19 protein-coding genes are annotated in these 18122 nt (G+C 33.2%); 9 read left to right on the top strand and 10 right to left on the bottom strand.

All coding sequences use genetic code 11. The features are described from left to right. Positions 1-65: 65 nt before the first annotated feature. A complete protein-coding gene (locus BUC31_RS11435) occupies positions 66-821 on the top strand; it encodes a helix-turn-helix domain-containing protein (protein ID WP_073244305.1) in 756 nt (251 codons plus the stop codon). Between the two features lie 57 nt (positions 822-878). Here BUC31_RS11435 and BUC31_RS11430 read toward each other — a convergent pair whose 3' ends face one another. Further along, positions 879-1070, bottom strand: a complete 192-nt coding sequence (locus BUC31_RS11430; RefSeq protein ID WP_027067037.1) for a cold-shock protein — start codon at positions 1068-1070, stop codon at positions 879-881. A gap of 144 nt (positions 1071-1214) precedes the next feature. Beyond that, the gene (locus tag BUC31_RS11425; RefSeq protein WP_073244303.1) at positions 1215-2525 is read right to left on the bottom strand and encodes a prolyl oligopeptidase family serine peptidase; all 1311 of its coding nucleotides are present in this window, start codon (positions 2523-2525) and stop codon (positions 1215-1217) included. A gap of 180 nt (positions 2526-2705) precedes the next feature. Between BUC31_RS11425 and BUC31_RS11420 the strand changes: the two genes are divergently transcribed. Next, positions 2706-3548 (top strand): hypothetical protein, encoded by an 843-nt coding sequence (locus BUC31_RS11420; RefSeq protein WP_073244301.1) that lies wholly within the window; start codon positions 2706-2708, stop codon positions 3546-3548. Between the two features lie 4 nt (positions 3549-3552). On the opposite strand, the gene BUC31_RS11415 is transcribed toward BUC31_RS11420, so the two are convergent. From BUC31_RS11415 to BUC31_RS11400, 4 genes are all read right to left on the bottom strand, one after another. Then, entirely contained in the window at positions 3553-4392 is an 840-nt protein-coding gene (locus tag BUC31_RS11415) for an aminotransferase class IV (protein WP_073244299.1), read from the bottom strand. 5 nt (positions 4393-4397) lie between these two features. Further along, complete coding sequence (locus BUC31_RS11410) at positions 4398-5297, bottom strand: sugar phosphate isomerase/epimerase family protein (RefSeq protein ID WP_211573864.1); 900 nt, start codon at positions 5295-5297, stop codon at positions 4398-4400. A gap of 127 nt (positions 5298-5424) precedes the next feature. Next, complete coding sequence (locus BUC31_RS11405; protein ID WP_073244295.1) at positions 5425-6612, bottom strand: PQQ-dependent sugar dehydrogenase; 1188 nt, start codon at positions 6610-6612, stop codon at positions 5425-5427. A gap of 153 nt (positions 6613-6765) precedes the next feature. Continuing rightward, entirely contained in the window at positions 6766-7389 is a 624-nt protein-coding gene (locus tag BUC31_RS11400; RefSeq protein WP_073244293.1) for an SDR family oxidoreductase, read from the bottom strand. A 205-nt stretch (positions 7390-7594) separates the two neighbouring features. Here BUC31_RS11400 and BUC31_RS11395 point away from each other — a divergent pair, with 205 nt between their 5' ends. Continuing rightward, a complete protein-coding gene (locus BUC31_RS11395; protein WP_073244291.1) occupies positions 7595-7876 on the top strand; it encodes a hypothetical protein in 282 nt (93 codons plus the stop codon). A 62-nt stretch (positions 7877-7938) separates the two neighbouring features. Here BUC31_RS11395 and BUC31_RS11390 read toward each other — a convergent pair whose 3' ends face one another. Continuing rightward, complete coding sequence (locus BUC31_RS11390) at positions 7939-9039, bottom strand: alkene reductase (RefSeq protein WP_073244289.1); 1101 nt, start codon at positions 9037-9039, stop codon at positions 7939-7941. A 213-nt stretch (positions 9040-9252) separates the two neighbouring features. On the opposite strand from BUC31_RS11390, the gene BUC31_RS11385 reads away from it, so the two are divergent. The 5 genes from BUC31_RS11385 (at position 9253) to BUC31_RS11370 (ending at position 13798) form a co-directional block, all read left to right on the top strand. Next, positions 9253-11505, top strand: a complete 2253-nt coding sequence (locus BUC31_RS11385; RefSeq protein ID WP_073244287.1) for a TonB-dependent receptor — start codon at positions 9253-9255, stop codon at positions 11503-11505. A 79-nt stretch (positions 11506-11584) separates the two neighbouring features. After that, positions 11585-12424 (top strand): helix-turn-helix domain-containing protein, encoded by an 840-nt coding sequence (locus BUC31_RS11380; protein WP_073244285.1) that lies wholly within the window; start codon positions 11585-11587, stop codon positions 12422-12424. 90 nt (positions 12425-12514) lie between these two features. Beyond that, positions 12515-12691, top strand: a complete 177-nt coding sequence (locus BUC31_RS20320; protein WP_170861955.1) for a hypothetical protein — start codon at positions 12515-12517, stop codon at positions 12689-12691. 121 nt (positions 12692-12812) lie between these two features. Continuing rightward, positions 12813-13346, top strand: coding sequence for a carboxymuconolactone decarboxylase family protein (locus tag BUC31_RS11375; RefSeq protein ID WP_073244284.1), 534 nt, complete (start codon positions 12813-12815; stop codon positions 13344-13346). A gap of 65 nt (positions 13347-13411) precedes the next feature. After that, positions 13412-13798 (top strand): hypothetical protein, encoded by a 387-nt coding sequence (locus BUC31_RS11370; RefSeq protein WP_073244282.1) that lies wholly within the window; start codon positions 13412-13414, stop codon positions 13796-13798. Positions 13799-13894: 96 nt separating this feature from the next. Here BUC31_RS11370 and BUC31_RS11365 read toward each other — a convergent pair whose 3' ends face one another. Further along, positions 13895-15448, bottom strand: a complete 1554-nt coding sequence (locus BUC31_RS11365; RefSeq protein ID WP_073244280.1) for a DEAD/DEAH box helicase — start codon at positions 15446-15448, stop codon at positions 13895-13897. Positions 15449-15568: 120 nt separating this feature from the next. On the opposite strand from BUC31_RS11365, the gene BUC31_RS11360 reads away from it, so the two are divergent. Further along, positions 15569-16153: a pseudouridine synthase gene (locus BUC31_RS11360; protein ID WP_073244278.1), complete on the top strand. Its 585-nt coding sequence runs from the start codon at positions 15569-15571 to the stop codon at positions 16151-16153. On the opposite strand, the gene BUC31_RS11355 is transcribed toward BUC31_RS11360, so the two are convergent. Together BUC31_RS11355 and BUC31_RS11350 are read right to left on the bottom strand one after the other, a co-directional pair. Then, positions 16134-17081 carry an EamA family transporter gene (locus tag BUC31_RS11355; RefSeq protein ID WP_073244276.1) on the bottom strand — a complete coding sequence of 316 codons (948 nt, stop codon included), beginning with the start codon at positions 17079-17081 and terminating at the stop codon, positions 16134-16136. The two genes, BUC31_RS11360 and BUC31_RS11355, sit on opposite strands and share 20 nt — an antisense overlap. A 15-nt stretch (positions 17082-17096) precedes the next feature. Next, positions 17097-17555 (bottom strand): cold-shock protein, encoded by a 459-nt coding sequence (locus BUC31_RS11350; RefSeq protein ID WP_027067021.1) that lies wholly within the window; start codon positions 17553-17555, stop codon positions 17097-17099. Positions 17556-18122: the final 567 nt, after the last annotated feature.

The raw sequence follows: 18122 nt of genomic DNA, 5'->3' as shown, positions 1-18122 counted from the left end.
AATTGCTAATTTTGTTAGACAAATATAATAATATTTTTATCAATTGCAAATTTTATTAGCAAAATATGTCATACTTCGGAAAGAATATTAGAAAAATAAGAAGTTTAAAAAGTCTTAGTCAACAGGCGTTTGCAGAGCTATTTGAGCTTAAAAGAGGGACCTTAGGGGCGTATGAAGAAGGACGAAGTGAACCTAAATTAGAAACACTAATTAAAATTGCTAATTATTTTAGCATTCCTATTGATGACCTATTAACAACAGAATTAACCGTAAATAATTTATTAAAGTTTAAAGGAAATTTAACTGTTGAACAAGATTTAGGTGAGCAAGAGTTTTTTATAAAAGTACCTTGTATTACCACCTTAAATCAGAACGATTATATTAAGTATTATAATAAATATTCTTACATTCAAGATTTACCATTTCTATCCTTACCTATTAATCCTGATAAGAAATTCAGGGCTTACACTGTACAGAATTTAGAAATGAGTAAAAATGAATTGGGCATGTTCCCAAAAGATATTGCCATAGGTGAATTGATTCCGCCATCGGTATACTCAAAATTGAATAATGGAACACTTGTTTTTGTAATTACAGATAAAAGCATCATTCTTAGGCGATTATTTATAACCAATGATACTTATGTTTTACGTGCCGAGCACAAGAATGTAGATGATGTGGAATTGCAATCTAAAGAAATAAAAGAGATGTGGCGTGTTAGGTATGTGTTCTATCACAGATTGCCTGAGACCAATTTTAATATAGAAGAGAAACTATTTCAATTAGAAAAAGATTTCGATAGGCTTAAAAATGAGCGATAATAAAAAAAGCTCTTCATTTCTGAAGAGCTTTTTATTAAACTTGAAAGTATATATGTCTTAGATAACTTTAACGTTCACTGCGTTTAATCCTTTGTTTCCTTCTTTAAGTTCGAATTCAACTTCATCGCCTTCACGAATTTCGTCGATTAAACCTGAAATGTGTACAAAGTGGTCTTTTTCAACTCCTTCTTCAGTGATAAAACCGAATCCTTTTGTGTCATTGAAAAATTTTACTGTTCCTTTACTCATTGTAATGTAATTTAATTTATAATACTTATTAAGCTGCAAAGATGACGCCAATAGTTGACAAACAGGGTTTAAACTTTTTTTAAATCAATATTTTGTGAATACTTTAAGAGTTTTTGCTTGTTTTGAGTAGAATTAAGGCAATTCTTACTTTTTTTGAGCAGCTAACCACTCCATAATAGTCACATTTTCACCTTTTAATAAGACTGGTTCTCCATTAAAATCAAAATTTGCATGGTTAGCGTGGCTGTAAATCCAAGACCAATGCCCAGGAAAATAGTAGTTTTCGCCACCATAAAATCCGGTTAAATCAATAACATGCTCATAATAAGAGAAATGAACATTCGGTGCTTTAGCATTAATTAACCTATTATATAATGGTACAACAGTTTCATCTGGTACTGTCGTTGTATCGTCCTTAGAGTGAACAAACCAAATCGGTACATTTTTAATGCTTTCAATTTGTATGTCGGTAACATTCGTATCTAGATAAGCAAGCGCACTTATATAACCCGCAGCGAAATATTTTGGGTGTTCAAGTATTAGTTTTAAACTCATATACCCACCATTTGAACATCCGCCAATATAAACTCTGTGTGTATCTATCTCAGGATTATCTTTTACGAAATTGTCGATTAGGTTGAATAAGGTTTTATTATAGATGTCATCGTTATCACCCCTCGTATATGCTCCATTGGCATCTTGCATCCAAAAAGTTGGTGCTTGGGGCACAAGAACATATGCACCGTTAAAATAGGATTGAATTTCAGGTGATGCATAGTTTGTTGCCTTATTAGCAACCAAAGCAATACTTGGGTCAGTGCCACCTTCGCCACCACCATGTAGCCATATTATTAAAGGAGATTTCGCTGAAGTAGTGTTAGGCTTATAAGATGCGTATGCTAAGGTGATGTCATTACTTGTATGCTTTCCATTTAAATTAAACCTGTCTAGATCTGTGTATCTACGAGAGGCTTCATTATTCCATATTTTATTTGTAGATGCATGGGTAATGGTCATTTTATAATCAATCCATTGATTACTTCCTCTACCATCTTTAATAACATATTTTATAGGAGAATCTATTGGATTGTTTGGGTGCACTAATAAAACTAAGGTTATATGATTTCCTTTAGATACTCTGCTCCCATTGGCATCAGAAACATAAGCGAATACTATTTCTCGCCTACCTTTTGCTTCTTCTGGCTTCATTTCTACACCTTCTGCATTTCTTTCAGCTTCAATTCTATAATCTGTAGCATTAGCTTCTGTTGTCAATTCTACAGTAGGTAGTACTACCTTTTTCACTGCTGGTCCCCAATCGTATCCTTCCAAAATTAATGTATAGCTAGCTTCATCATAATTGCAATCTGTTTCGAGTACGGGTTCAAAAGCTAAAAGTGGATTTAGTATTAGCAACACCAGAAATGTCGATAATGAAAGAATTAATTTTTTCATTGTTTGAGTTTTGTTGTTTGGTCTAGTAAGATAATAGATTTAGATAGTATTTGTGATTAAATTATATACTTGAATATTACTAAAAATTTGGTATTCGAATAGATATGAATTCTATTGTAGTCAAGTTAATATTTGATACTTTAGTGGAAACAACAAATCAATCAACTCAAATATCTTAAAATGAAAAAAGTTAACAGTGTAAATAAAATAATATCGGGCTTAACATGTGCCCTACTCTTTAGTATGGGAGTAAAGGCACAAAAAGCAACATTCAATATTGATAAAGATTTATTGCTAGTACAGTTAGACTGTAAAACAGATATTGACGATTTACATACAGCAGCAGGTTTTGCTACGCTACTAAATCACCCAGATTATAAGGACTTAAATTATCTTGCAGTTGCAGGTACTTATGGTATTCAAGAAGGTTTGTATGTACCGCCAAACGAATTAATGCCGATGGCCTTTCATGAAAACTGGGTAGATGCAGATAAAGAATGGAAAGCATCGGTTGATAAAGTAGTAATTAAAGCATTAAAAATCATTGAAAATGGCGGCTCTATTTGGGTTGCAGAAGCCGGACAGTCAGATTTCACTGCAGATTGGGTTAAGGAGTTGTCAAAAAAAGATCCTTCAATCAAAATAAGAGAAAGTGTTCATGTAGTTCAACATAGTGATTGGAATGAATCTGTTACCAAACCCGTTAAACTTATGTATACAAAAACGGTTACAGATTACCATAAAATTGCTGATGGTAATGAAGTTGGTAATGGTACACCGGGTTTAAAGTCTGATGGTAAGGTAGATTGGGAATCGAAATTAAACGATGACCACTTGACCAAAGTTTGGAATACTGCTATACGTTTAGGAAACAAGTATAACGGAAAAGAGGGTAGATATTTAAATGAAAGTGTTGCTGAAGGCGGACTTGATTTTTCAGATTTAAGTGAAGTATGCTACATATTAAACCTTATGGATATTAAGGATACAGATGAATTTTTTACCTATTTTAAGGTAGATTAAAATCTTATCTAAGTTTTAAAAAGGCCTCTTGTAATCTTTGTGTTACGGGGCCTTTTTCATTTCCTGTATATAGTTTGTAGTCATCAATTTGTTGAATTGCAGCAATCTGTGTACTCGTACCTGTTAAGAATGCTTCATCAATAGTATTCAATTCTGCTAATGAAATAGGAGTTTCTTTAATTTCTATGCCTAAGGAGTGACAAAGCTCAATTACCACAATTCTAGTAATACCATTAAGAATATACTCATTTGCCGGATGTGTGTATACTACCCCATTTTTTACGAAAAACAAATTGGAATGAGATGCTTCGGTAAAAACTCCGTCTCTATTTAATATGGTTTCGTAACATTCAAGTTGCATGGCTTCTTCATTCAACATCACATTACCTAAAAGAGAGGTCATTTTAATATCGCAGCGAGACCATCTAAAATCATTTCTAGTTATTACATGGGCATTTACAGTATTTATTTCAGGTAAAACCTTTGGTACAGCATACATCATAACTGTTGGTTTTATATCTCCAGGAAATGAATGTTGTCTTGGTGCTACTCCCCTAGTAATTTGAATATAAAGCATGCAGTCTTTATCTGTAAGCGATGCTACTTTTAACAAAGTGAGAATTTCATTTTTGAGCAAACTAACGTCGAACTCAATATTGATTTTTTGGAGTCCTGATTGTAATCGCTCTAGATGTTCCTTTTCATAAAAAAATCTGCCGTTTATCTGAACCATTACTTCGTATAATCCATCACCAAAAATAAATCCGCGATCGAAAACAGATACTTTAGCATCTGCAGAATTTACAATACTTCCGTTTAGGTATACTTTATCAGGATAGCTCATATAACTTATAAATAACGTTGAAGATGTTTCTTGAAATAGGTAGCGCTATCAGTAATACTTTGCATAGAGTTCTCTGCAAAATTTCCGCCTTGCTCTATATAGTAATATTGTAAATCATCTTTGTTAATAGATGATAACATACTTTTGTAATCAATAGATCCATTACCCATTTCAGAATAATCTCGAGTTACTTTGTCCATATCTTTAATATGCCACATAACATAGCGACCTGGGTTTTCGGCAATTAATTCAGCCGGACTCTTATCTGCAGAATGCTCAACCCAATACATATCCATTTGTAGTTTTACTAAACTTGCATCTGTGCCAGATAAGATTATATCATAGCCTTGCTCTCCATTGTGGTCCGTAAATTCAAAATCGTGATTATGATAAGCAAACTGTAATCCGGCATTGGTTACCTGTTCTCCAATTACATTTAATTTATCCTTCAGAATTTTAAAATTTTCAATTGTTCGATATTCTGGTGCCAACCATGGCCATGTAATGTATGTGCTATTTAGGGTGATAGCACCTTCTATACATTGATCTACATAACGTTCTAGCTTTTCTTTAGGCTCATTAAAACGACTAGAAAAATCATAATGTCCGCTAGAGATAGTAAAATCTAAATCATCTATCTGTTTTTTAAATTCCTTAGATTTTATACCGTAATACGTGTCATTCTCACCATCATAACCATAAATTTCTCCGTCAACATACCCTAGCTCACGTACGTATTTAATACTCTCAATTGGGTCTTTAGCCATTGCATCGCGAATAGTAAATAATTGTAAACCCATTTTATATTTATAATCCATCGGTAATACAGATAAGGGAAGCATGGAGCTTACGGAAAGTATTCCAGTCTGTTTTAAAAATATTCTACGAGAATTTGAGTCGTTCATGATGAGATGTTCTAATTATACAAATAGGGAGTATAAATATAAGGGTTGCGAAATAAACATGAACATTTAGTACCGAAAAAAGCAGCCCTTAAAGGCTGCTTTTTTATAATCTAAGAAGTTATACTTATTAGTTACTCGCTACGGCTGTATTGCTGTATGAAAGTCTATAAATTGCATCTCCGAAATCATCAGAAATAAGCATAGAGCCATCATCTAACACCAATAGATCAACTGGTCTTCCGGTAGCTTTTTGAGCTACTTCATCTAACCAACCATCAATAAAAGTTTCGCTATTAACAACCTCACCATCTTCAATATCAACCATCATAATTCTATAACCCACTTTCTTACTTCTGTTCCATGAACCATGTTCTGCAATGAAAGCTTTACCCTTATATTCTGCAGGGAACATAGTACCGGTATAAAATTTAATACCAAGTGGAGCAACATGAGCATCTAACTGTAAAGCAGGATCTACAAAATCTGAACAAGGCCTTAAATCTCCAAATTCTGGATCTTTAACAATACCACCATGGCAAAAAGGGTATCCAAAATGCTGACCAGCTTCAGTAACTGTGTTTAGTTCGCAAGGCGGAATATCGTCACCTAACATATCACGACCATTATCTGTAAACCACATTTGCTTGGTATCAGGATGCCAAGTGAATCCGACAGAGTTTCTGACTCCTCTAGCATAAATCTCACGATTGCTACCGTCAGGATCCATTCTTGAGATAGTTGCAAATCGCTCATCTTCATCTGTTTTATTGCAAATATTACAAGGAGCGCCAACAGGGACGTAAAGTTTATCATCTGGTCCGAAGGCTATATATTTCCATCCGTGATGAAATTCTGTCGGAAAATCATCATAAATTAATTCCTTTTCTAGCTCACCACCAATCTGCTCTTCAATATTCGGATATTTCCAAAGGCTACCAACTTGAGCCACGTATAAATCCCCATTTCGCATAGCAATACCATTAGGTACCTCCATGGTATCAAGCACTATAATATTATCAGCTTTAAAATCGCCATTAGTATCTTGAATAGCATACACATTGTTTTCTGTACGAGTACCAACAAACAGCGTCCCGTTGTCACCCATAGCCATAGAACGCGCACCATCTACTCCCCTAGCGTAAACCTCAATTTTAAAACCTTCAGGTAAGTTTAAATCTAACAAAGCCAAATCGGTACTATCAAGTTCTACTTCGGTTGCAGCATTGTCATTGCTTTCTTTTTTATTCTCTTTACAGGAATTTAGCGATATTACTACGGAGAGCACCATAGTTATCTTTAAAAATGAACTTTTCATATTTTAGGTTGTTTAGTTTAGTACGAAGATACATAACATGGTTAAGTATAAATACTTTAAATAGATAAGGTAAAATGTTATTGAACTTAAAAAAGTCAATACTATGAGTATTGACTTTTATTTCTAGTTAATAAACAGTTTTTTAGTCGTCTATTAGGCATCCATAGCTTTCCCTATTAAAGTTTCGCCCTGTATAATTTCAAAAGTTGAATTTATAGCGGCATCATCATGTAGCGACCTTACTAAGGTTTGTGCTACATCATCTCTAGTAATAGAACCTTTTTTGTTCAGTTTAGATTGTAGTTTAATTTTACCTGTACCAGCATCATTTGTTAGAGAACCAGGTCTTACAATGGCATGGATTAAATTCGCAGATTTTAGATATTCGTCAGCATTGTGTTTTGCTCTTAAATAGTCTTTTAAATCGTTTGCTTCTTCAGGGTTATCTGCACCCATAGAACTTAGCATTACAAACTTTTTAATGTTTGCTTTTTTAGAAACATCGATTAAATTTTTAGCACCTTCTTGATCAACTTCAACTACTTTTTTACCACCAGATCCAGCTGCAAAAATTACCTTATCTATATTTTCTACAGTATGTGATAAATCTTTTTCTAAATCACCTAGTACTGTTTTTATATTTTCTTTTTCAAACTGTTCTCTCTGCTCTTCTTTACGCACCATTGCGACAGGTTCAAAATATTGAGAACTTTTTAAAAGGTTTACTATTTTTTTTCCTGTGGTACCATTGGCACCGGCTACTAATACATTTTCCATCTTCAAATTATTTATTTGCAAGTTGGCTAAATACTACCGTTAACCTTAATGCTTTCCCCTTATTTCTTAACACGATTACATTTTTCCGATGACATCAATATATGCAATTCAAATTATTTTAAAAGAGCATGAATTTTATTTGAAAGCGATAAGGGTAAAGTTTTAGTAACTATAACTTGTGCATATAATATTAAAAAAAATAATTATGAAAAATGAAAATAGCAAAGCGGATTATAATTCTGATGTTACAGAAGAAGATTTATCTGCATTAGGAGAAAAGACAAAAAATACAAGAACGGATGGTGGCGATGATTTACAATTAATTAATCGAAATAATGATGTAGATTTTGCAGGTAAAGATTTAGATGTACCTGGACGCAGTATGCCGAAAAATCAAATTAACTTAAAGGATGAGGAGAATCAACTTTATAGTCAGGGTGGATCTGAAAATGAAAATTTAGAACAAGATACTGATACTATTAGGTAGTAGTAAAACAAAAAGCAGCCATTTGGCTGCTTTTTGTTATTGTAATGTTTTTATTAAAACACTTAGTTTGCTTCACTGTATTTTGGATAATCTATATAACCTTCTTTACCTGGAGTATAAAAAGTGTCTGCATCCCATTCTGCAAGCGGGTAATTATGCTCGAAACGCTCAAGCAAGTCAGGATTAGAAATAAACGGCTTACCGAATGCAACCAAATCTGCATTACCATTTTCAATTACCTTGTTGCCTGACTCTTGGTTAAAACCAGCGTTGATCATTAGAGTTCCATTATATAGAGGTCTAAAATGCTTTGCGATATGTTCTACAGCGAATGGCACATTAGAAACGTCATTAAATGGCTCAGATAAATGAACATAAGCCAAATCATAATCATTCAATTTCTTGATAATATATTCGAAAGTTGGTATTGTTTCTTCATCTAAAGTGATACCGAACATATCGTTTAACGACGGATTAAATCGTACTCCTATTTTTTCTTGTGGAATTACGGCTTTCATAACGTCTAAAACTTCAAAAAAGAAGCGAGTTCTATTTTCTATATTTCCACCATATTCATCCGTTCTAATATTAGAAGTGCCATTAAAAAATTGGTGAAATAAATATCCGTTAGAAGAATGAATTTCCACTCCGTCAAATCCCGCTTCAACGGCATTGATAGCGGCGTTTTTAAAATCTTCTACCGTTTGTTTAATGTCTTCTATGGTCATTGCTTTTGGTGTCACGGTATCTTTAAATCCTTCAGTCGTATAAGATTTTGCATTCGGATTTAATGCTGATGGGGCTAATGGTAATTCCCCATCATGAAAATCTGGATGAGACATACGCCCAACATGCCACAATTGAATAAATATTTTTCCACCTTTATTATGAACAGCTGTTGTAATTTTTTTCCAGCCTTCTACCTGTTCTTTAGAATAAATTCCCGCAGTGTTAATATAACCTACGGCATCTTTAGAGACTTGTGAGCCTTCGGTAATAATTAATCCTGCAGATGCTCTTTGAGTGTAATAAGGAACATGTAAATCTTCTGTAGGCACATTACCATCATTTGCAGCTCTGCTTCGAGTCATAGGTGCCATTACAACACGATTTTTTAAGTCTAAATTTTTATAAAACGGAGTTAATAATGCTTGCTTATTCATATATTTTTAATTTGTAAAGTGTATTGTTTGTCGCGCAAAGTTCAAATAATTACATAAAATTGCTTGACTCTTATTGTTAAAACATTGTTATAAAACGTATCAAAATTAGATTGATATACCCAAGCATTATTTTTGCCTTTCTATAAATTTTAAAACCTTTATCGTTTTTTATCGTAGGTAGTTCAAAAGACAACCTTATCTAAATTTAACTTTATGATTTACAGCTATAATCGGGCATTAAAGCTTTTAATATTTATCTTTTTACTTATTACATCAATTAATGTAGAAGCACAGAACCTTAAAGGAAAAGTAACCGATAAAGAGGGCGCCGCTTTAGAAAATGTAGGCATTTTTAATCAAACATCAGGGCAGCACAGCCATACTAATTTATCAGGCGCATTTTCACTTCCTTCGACAACGGTAAATGACTCTATATATTTCTCAAATTTAGGTTTTAAGACTTTTGTGTTGGTAGTAAATCAAAATCATTTTAATGAAGGAGTAAATATAGCGTTAGAAGAATCGAGTATAAACTTAGACCAAGTAGTAGTTGTTTCTAAGGTTGATGCCATGACTAGGTTTGTGAATATAGACGTACAGAAAGATCCTGTAAAATCATCTCAAGAAATACTACGAAAAGTACCCGGATTATTAATTGGGCAACATGCAGGCGGCGGTAAGGCAGAACAAATTTTTTTAAGAGGATTTGATATTGATCACGGTACAGACGTTGCCATTAGCGTTGATGGTATGCCGGTAAACATGGTATCCCATGCTCACGGGCAAGGCTATGCAGATTTACATTTTGTTATTCCAGAAACCATTGATGATATTAATTTCGGAAAAGGACCGTATTATGCTGATAAAGGAGATTTTAATACGGCCGGTTATGTCGATTTAAGTCTTAAGAAAAGTGTAGACAAAAGCATGATTACTTACGAGGCTGGTCAGTTTAATACCAATCGATTTGTTGGGCTTTTTAATATTCTAAAAAGCAGTAAAAGTGATGGGTATTTAGCTTCGGAAATTTATTTAACCGACGGACCTTTTGATTCTCCTCAAAACTTTAACCGAGTAAATATTTTGGGTCGCTATCATTACAAGGATATAGGAAAAGAAGAACTGACATTAACAGCTTCTCATTTTCAAAGTAAGTGGGATGCTTCTGGTCAAATACCGCAAAGAGCAATAGATCAAAAGATTATAGGTCGTTTTGGAGCTATTGATGACACGGAAGGTGGTCAAACAAGTAGAACGAATTTAATGTTTAATCATACCAAATTCTTAGGTGAGGATCAATTTTTAAAGACACGAGCTTTTTTGAGCAAATATGATTTTGAGTTGTTCTCAAATTTTACTTTCTTTTTAGAAGATCCTATTAATGGAGACCAAATACGACAGTATGAAGATAGAACCATTATGGGAGCTGAAACTGTTTTCGAGCAGATTGATATTACTGTAGGTACTGATGACAGATTCAAATATGCTGCAGGAATTGGATTTAGAAATGATAATGTAGATGATGTAACACTTGAGCATACTTTAAATAGAAAAACATCTTTAGAGCAATATGCATTTGGCGATGTGGATGAAACTAATATATATGCGTTCTTAAATGGAGAATATAAAACTGGCAACTGGACATTTAATCCGTCTGTTCGTTTAGATTATTTCAATTTTGATTATGAGAATAAGCTAAGTACAGTTTATGATAACAAAAGTGAAAGCAAGGCAATAGTGAGCCCTAAATTAAATACGATTTATGCTGTAAATAGGGACTGGCAATTATTTTTAAAAACCGGTATGGGCTTTCACTCTAATGATGCACGTGTAGTTACTGCAAACGAAGGCAGAGATATACTTCCAAGAGCATATGGAGTAGATTTGGGAACAATCATTAAACCGGTAGATAAATTAGTGTTGAATGCTACGTTGTGGGGTTTGTTTTTAGATCAAGAATTTGTGTATGTGGGCGATGCCGGTATTGTTGAACCTAGTGGAAAAACAAGAAGAGTTGGTGTAGAAGTTGGTGCGCGATATCAAATGTTAGATTGGTTGTATCTGTATAGTGATGTAAACTACACCTATGCTAGAAGTACAGAAGAAGCAGATGGCTTAGACTACATTCCTTTAGCACCAGATTTTACTGCTGTAGGTGGGTTATCTTTCAGTGATATTGGTAATTTTTCAGGAAACCTAAACTATAGATACTTAGGTGACAGAGCTGCAAATGAAGATAATAGTATTGTTGCAGAAGGTTATTTCGTTACGGATTTAAACCTAAACTACCATATTAAGAACTGGACAGTAGGTGTAATCGTAGAAAACTTATTTGATACTGAATGGAACGAAACCCAGTTCGCTACTGAAAGCAGGTTATTCAATGAAACTGCATCAGTAGAAGAAATTCATTTTACTCCAGGTACTCCGTTTTATTTAAGAGGAAAGGTTTCTGTGCGGTTTTAAGAAGACTACAGTATAAAAAATTATAAAGGTTGATTCATTACCTATGTAATGAATCAACCTTTTTTTAGACCAAGTTTTCATGCAAGAAGTTTTTAAAGATTTTAGTACTGGTGGATTACTTAAAATTGGTAATGAGTTATTATTAGAATCTTATAAAAAACCAAAGCAAGCAGGAATTTATATTTTTATTAGAACCACTATTCAAAAAGCTTCTATAGAAGTAGATGGTGTTCCTTATACAATTTCTGAACATAGTTTATTGGCGTTAACACCTATCCAGTTTTTTCGATATACAGAAGGCAGCGACTTAATTGTATATCAATTTAATAGAGAGTTTTATTGTATTAAAGACCATGATCAAGAAGTAAGCTGTGCCGGATTGTTATTTTTTGGAAATGCCCATATACCTGTAATCGATTTAGGTGAGAAAGAACAACGAAAATTTGATACGTTGCATGAGGTGTTTGTTGATGAATTAGAAACTCAAACCATACAGGCAGAAATGCTTCGTATGCTTATGGCTCGTTTTATGATTATGAGTACAAGATTACTTAAGGCTAAAGAAGGGTTTAACGAAGCTGCCAATGATGTAAAAGTAGATTTGCTCAGAGGCTTCAATTTGTTAGTTGAAGAATACTACAAGTCAGAACATTCGGTTGCTTTTTATGCGGACAAATTGTTTAAATCTCCTAAAACCTTATCCAATACCTTTTCTAAATTTAATACCACTCCCCTACAGATAATTCATGAGCGTATAATTCTTGAGGCAAAGCGATTACTTATCTATACTGATAAGACAGCAAAAGAAATAGCTTATGAAATTGGTTTTGATGATGCCTCGCACTTAAGTCGTCTTTTTAAAAACCAAACACAACAATCTCCATCAGATTTCAAAAAACAACTCAAAAAATCATTTTAGGGAAATATCGACAACACCTTGGGTGATATTGCCCGTTTTAAGATTCATAATAGCTAGATCTTTGTAGTGTAGAATTAAAACAACAAAGACATGAATTTAAAACACAAATCAATCTTCAATTTAATAGAAATATTTAAGTCTAAAAAGACGGTAGTGACTAATGCCATCAATGTAGAAAAACATTGTCACCATAACCATTTATCAGATTACTACTGTGATTCTGATACTTCTTCAAAACTAACCAAAGCATTCAATACATTTCTATAAAGGAAAAATTGACATGTAGAAAGGAAGTCTTTACATGATTAGAATACCATTCTGAATATACTTTTGTACCAGATAATTAATAGAACAAAAACAATTTATAATAAAATTTAAAAATAAAATCATGAGCACATTTAACATACCAACAAGAGAAGAAGTAAGCGAAAACAATCAAGTAATTTTCGATAACCTTAAAAAAGCATTAGGCTTTGTACCAAACTTATATGCAACCTATGCAAATAGTGATACAGCTTTGGAAAACTATTTAAATTTTGCCAATGCTAAAACATCATTATCAGCTAAAGAAAAAGAGGTTGTAAACCTTGCAGTTAGTCAGGTAAATAACTGTATCTACTGTTTATCTGCACACACGGCAATAGGTAAAATGAACGGATTCAACGACGAGCAAATTCTTGAACTAAGAGCAGGTAAGGCATCATTTGATTCTAAATTAAATGCATTAGCACAATTAGCTAAAAATGTTACTGAAAACAGAGGTCGTACAGACGAAAAAGTTTTAGAAAACTATTTTGCAGCAGGTTATACAAAAGCAAATTTAATTGACACCATTTCATTAGTAGGTGACAAAACAATATCAAACTACATTCATAGCACTACGCAGGTAGCAGTTGATTTTCCTGTAGCACCATCATTATAAACAATTTTACAAACAATAATTATTAATCTATCCATTTGAGCGAGAGCTCTTTAAATTTAAAACACATGAAAAAAGTATTATCAATTTTAGTTATCGTACTAGCATTCTCATTTAGCGCCAACGCTCAAGATAAAATGATGAAGCAACCAGTTAAGAAGATTGCCTTAGAGCAAACAACTGGTGAGTTTACGCAGAAATCAATTACTGTTAGCGAAGGAACTTATGTTTTCGATGTTGCAAACAACAATGTAGGTAAAGATGTTGGTTTAGTATTGGTGAAAAAAGGTAAAGATGCATCTAAGCCAGAAAACCATATTCAGACTGCATATGTAACTGCTGCAGTAAAGAATAACACTGTAGGTCATTCAAAAGAAACTAAACTGGAAAAAGGAGAATATGTATATTTCTGCCCTTTAAATCCAACTCCACAATACAGTCTTATTGTTGAATAACAAGTAATTAGCTATAAATAAAAAGGGCTGTTCTTAAATGAACAGCCCTTTTTTATGTTTTAAATTCTTTAATGAAATAGAAGAACAGTAATCGAATTAATCTTCTGGCGGATGCCCATGTATATCTTCAAACACAGTATCAAAATTTTCTCTTAAATACGCATTTAGTTTTTTTTGGTAATCATCTTTTAACCAGCTTAAGAAATTATAGGTACTCTTACTAATACATTTTCCGTATACATGAATACGATTATCAATATCTTCTTTTAGTAATTTAGCTAAAGCCAATGCATCATAAACATCTTCACTGTTTTCTATGCACATATACGCATGGTGAGCAATAGAACGTTCTAAAACTACTTTAGAAGATTCCCCTGCAAACGTTGCCGTTTCGTAGGTTTCTTTAATGTCAAAATAAGTTTCCTTAGAGTTTTTAAATTCTTCTTTAACTTCATCAGAAAGCTCAAGTTTGAAATCACTTTCAATATCTTCATCGTCTTTAATACGATCCATGTAGAAATTAGGAGACTTAAATATAGCTCCCCAATCTAAATCTGCACCCCATGGTCCAAAACGATAAAGGTTGTTACCTAAATCGATAACCGTAAATTTCGATTTGTTATTCAAAACCCTAGAACCCCTACCGATCATTTGGTAGTAAAGTGTTAGTGATTTTGTTGCTCTGTTTAAAATAATGGTGTCAATAGTAGGTTCATCAAAACCTGTAGTTAAAATACTAACCGATGTTAGAATAGCATCAGGTGTTTCTTTAAACCATTTTAATATTTGTTTACGCTGCTTTTTGGTAGCAGTATTATCAAGGTGTCTAATATTTAAACCTGCAGCTTCGAAAGTATGATATACCTGAATAGATGTTTCAATACCGTTATTGAAAATTAATGTCTTCTTTCCTTTAGAATGTTTAGTGTAAGCTTCTAAAAGCTTGCCAAGCATTGCCGGACTCGTATATAAATCAGCAGATGATTTAACGGTGTAATCACCATTAGAACCAATTTCTAGAGATGTAAGTCCCATGTCATACTGAAATACCTCTGCCCTAGCCAAGAAATCGTTAGCTATTAAATTTTCTATGGTTTCACCTGGTATAAGCTCATCATAGTTTTTATTCATAGGCAAGTCCTTATTAGAACTTAACGGGGTTGCCGTAACACCTAGAACAAAAGAATTTTCAAAAAACTTAAAAAGTTTAGTGAATGAATTATAGTGAGCTTCATCAATAATAACAAGACCAACATCAGAAATATCTAATTGATCATCGTTCAACCTATTATTTAAGGTTTCAACCATGGCTACATAACAACTATAACGCTCATGGTCATCAAGGTTTGCTTTACTATTGACTACTTTGTTAACAACACCAAAACTTGTTAGCATTGAAGAAGTCTGGTTACAAAGTTCAATACGGTGCGTCATTACCAAAACTTTCTTGTTATGGTTTTTTAAATACTGACGTACCATTTCGGAAAAAATCACTGTTTTACCACCACCGGTAGGTAATTGGTATAGAAGATGGTAATCATCTTTTTCTGAATCGAACTTGTCAAAAATTTGTTGAATTGCTCCTTGTTGATAGCTATAAAGTTCCTTATCGGTTTTTCTATCTTGTAATTCAAAAACTGTCTCTTGCATAAAATCTTCTCTGGAGTATACAAAGGTAACATTCTCTATAATAGATTACTAATTCATGCGTTAAAAAGGGTATCTTTTGCGACCATATGTCATCAAAATAAATAGTAAGCGGTTAAATTAATGCAACAAAGTCATTTTAAAATCTATAAACCCCTCGCAATGTTGAGTCAGATGACCTCTGGTGAAGATCGACAACTACGCAAAAAACGATTTTTAAGTGAGCTTTTTGATTTTCCTGATGGGATAATGCCCATTGGTAGATTAGATGAGAAATCTGAAGGATTACTATTAATGACTACGGATGGAAAGTTGAGCGACACTATAAATAGTTCAGGAATAGAAAAAGAATATTTAGCCCAATTGGATGGCTTAATAACACCTGAAGCAATTATGAAAATAGAAGCTGGCGTAACTATAGGGATTTTTGGAAAGAAGTATATGACCAAGCCTTGTGAAATAAAGGTTTTAGACGATTTGCCGTCACTACCCGATGCAGATCCTGCATTACGAATTGGCAGGCACAGACCAACCTCGTGGGTAAGCATTATCATTAAAGAAGGAAAATTTCGTCAAGTTCGAAAAATGACTGCTGCCGTAGGTTTTCCAACAGTTCGGTTAATTCGTGTACGTATTGGCGATATTAAATTAGAAAATATGACACCAAGAGAAGTGGTTGCTGTTAGCATTACTCTAACGGATTTTTAGGAATACGTTTTCCTGAAAATCTTGAGAATATTGTTAAGCTCTTTTTGCTATTAATGAAATACACACCTGTTAATAATACAACTGACGCAATTGCTGATTGCGCGGTAATATCTTCGTTTAAAAAATACCAGCCGAGAATCATTGCAATTATTGGGTTTACATAAGTAGAGGTAGCTACTTTTTCTGGAGATACAATACGTAATAAATAATTGAAGGCTGTAAAGGTTACAATGCTGCCAAAAACAATCAATAATGACATAGACCAAAGAACGGGAGTACTCCAAGTGTTTGGAGACGACCATTGTTCCCCAAACAGAGTGCTAATTATCAATAACGATATACCGCTCGTAAACATTTGGTATCCTGTGTTTACAAAGAAGTTCTTTGGTAAATCTGCTTTACCAACAAATAAACTACCATAAGACCAGCTAAGCATACAGAAAAAAATTAATACCATGCCCAATATCGCTCCATCTTGTGCAATGATGTCTTTCTGTCCAACCAAAAGAAAAATACCCGTTATTCCAAGAACTACACCCACTATTGACATTGGTTGTATTTTTTTTCCTTGAAATAAGCGCATCATTATTAAAACCACTAAAGGTTGAGCTGATACTTCTAGAGCAGCAAAGCTGCTATCTACAAATTTAAGAGCCCATACAACAACTCCGTTTCCAAAAGTCAGAAATAGAAAGCCTGCAAGAATAGTATTCTTGAATTGTTGTTTGGTGATTTTAAGGGAGAAGCCTAATATTTTTGATATAATAAAAATAAGACTACCGGCAATTACAAAACGAATACCTGCCAACATAAAGGCGGGTAATTCTGTAACTGCAATTTTATTCCATAAATAGGTAGAACCCCAAATGAAATAAATGGCGAAAAATGACAATACTACCAGAACGGTGTTACGTTGCATTTTCGCCATTAAAAATCTTTAAAACTAAATTTTCTTTACACGAACGGCGTTCATACCTTTCATGCCTTTTTCTAACTCGTAAGAAACTTTATCGTTTTCCATAATTTCATCGATAAGACCACTAACGTGAACAAAGTATTTTTCGTTGTTCTCAGCGTCTATAATGAAACCAAATCCTTTTGTTGTATCGAAGAAAGAAACTTTACCATTTCTTACTGGATCGAATTCTTCAACATCACCTTCTTCTTTTTTAGGAATACCTAAAACGATATCTTCTGCCTCAATTTCGACTTTCATTGCTGGATCTGGCGGAGTATCTACCAAGTTTCCGTTGAAATCTACATAAGCAAGTGGAATACCAGAAGTACCACTTTCTTTTGCAGCTGCTTTACGAGCAAGCATTTTTTTCTTCTTTTCTTCACGCTTTTTTAAGCGCTTTTTTTCTTTTTCAGTTTTATTAAATGTTTGTTGCGATTTTGCCATTCGTAATTTTAATGATAATAATAGATTTTGCAATAAAGGAATTGAAATACGTGGTGACGTGTAAAACAAACGGTAAGTTTTTTGAGTAAACCTAATTATCCTATTTGTTGTAAGGTCATTGCAAGAATCATCTGCATCCCTTTAAAGTTCTACAAAGATATGATTTGTATTTCAATTATTTAGCATTAGTAGGCTTCAAACTAGCAAACTTTTAAGAGACTTTATGATAATTTTTAATTCACATCATATTATACACGCTGCTATTTTAGTTTTTAACCCTTTCCCCTACCCTAAAAATATACCTAGAATGCCTGAGCTTTGAAATAATGTTAAAATTTAAAAATTTAAAAATTAAATTAATACACTGAAAATAAGTGCTTTAAAATAAATTGCATGTAGTTTTTTGTTAAAAATAGTACCTTTTTATACATAGTACTGTAACAAATTTCAAATACCCTCGTCTAGTAAGTATATCAAAATTATTAATCATCAATTAAAAATTATACATCATGAGAACTTTTATCAGAAACACACCGACAGAAACAAGAAGAAATTCATTCTTTTCAA

This window comes from Maribacter aquivivus (assembly GCF_900142175.1).
GTDB lineage: Bacteria > Bacteroidota > Bacteroidia > Flavobacteriales > Flavobacteriaceae > Maribacter > Maribacter aquivivus.
Note: the sequence above shows the minus strand (reverse complement) of the source record. Positions and strands in the feature narration are given on the sequence as shown.

Coding starts and splice junctions, on each gene's coding strand:
- BUC31_RS11375 (WP_073244284.1), top strand. CDS start 12,813: ATGAGCACATTTAACATACCAACAAGAGAAGAAGTAAGCGAAAACAAT.
- BUC31_RS20320 (WP_170861955.1), top strand. CDS start 12,515: ATGAATTTAAAACACAAATCAATCTTCAATTTAATAGAAATATTTAAG.
- BUC31_RS11415 (WP_073244299.1), bottom strand. CDS start 4,392: ATGAGCTATCCTGATAAAGTATACCTAAACGGAAGTATTGTAAATTCT.
- BUC31_RS11390 (WP_073244289.1), bottom strand. CDS start 9,039: ATGAATAAGCAAGCATTATTAACTCCGTTTTATAAAAATTTAGACTTA.
- BUC31_RS11360 (WP_073244278.1), top strand. CDS start 15,569: ATGCAACAAAGTCATTTTAAAATCTATAAACCCCTCGCAATGTTGAGT.
- BUC31_RS11370 (WP_073244282.1), top strand. CDS start 13,412: ATGAAAAAAGTATTATCAATTTTAGTTATCGTACTAGCATTCTCATTT.
- BUC31_RS11400 (WP_073244293.1), bottom strand. CDS start 7,389: ATGGAAAATGTATTAGTAGCCGGTGCCAATGGTACCACAGGAAAAAAA.
- BUC31_RS11380 (WP_073244285.1), top strand. CDS start 11,585: ATGCAAGAAGTTTTTAAAGATTTTAGTACTGGTGGATTACTTAAAATT.
- BUC31_RS11420 (WP_073244301.1), top strand. CDS start 2,706: ATGAAAAAAGTTAACAGTGTAAATAAAATAATATCGGGCTTAACATGT.
- BUC31_RS11435 (WP_073244305.1), top strand. CDS start 66: ATGTCATACTTCGGAAAGAATATTAGAAAAATAAGAAGTTTAAAAAGT.
- BUC31_RS11410 (WP_211573864.1), bottom strand. CDS start 5,297: ATGAACGACTCAAATTCTCGTAGAATATTTTTAAAACAGACTGGAATA.
- BUC31_RS11365 (WP_073244280.1), bottom strand. CDS start 15,448: ATGCAAGAGACAGTTTTTGAATTACAAGATAGAAAAACCGATAAGGAA.
- BUC31_RS11425 (WP_073244303.1), bottom strand. CDS start 2,525: ATGAAAAAATTAATTCTTTCATTATCGACATTTCTGGTGTTGCTAATA.
- BUC31_RS11430 (WP_027067037.1), bottom strand. CDS start 1,070: ATGAGTAAAGGAACAGTAAAATTTTTCAATGACACAAAAGGATTCGGT.
- BUC31_RS11350 (WP_027067021.1), bottom strand. CDS start 17,555: ATGGCAAAATCGCAACAAACATTTAATAAAACTGAAAAAGAAAAAAAG.
- BUC31_RS11405 (WP_073244295.1), bottom strand. CDS start 6,612: ATGAAAAGTTCATTTTTAAAGATAACTATGGTGCTCTCCGTAGTAATA.
- BUC31_RS11395 (WP_073244291.1), top strand. CDS start 7,595: ATGAAAAATGAAAATAGCAAAGCGGATTATAATTCTGATGTTACAGAA.
- BUC31_RS11385 (WP_073244287.1), top strand. CDS start 9,253: ATGATTTACAGCTATAATCGGGCATTAAAGCTTTTAATATTTATCTTT.
- BUC31_RS11355 (WP_073244276.1), bottom strand. CDS start 17,081: ATGGCGAAAATGCAACGTAACACCGTTCTGGTAGTATTGTCATTTTTC.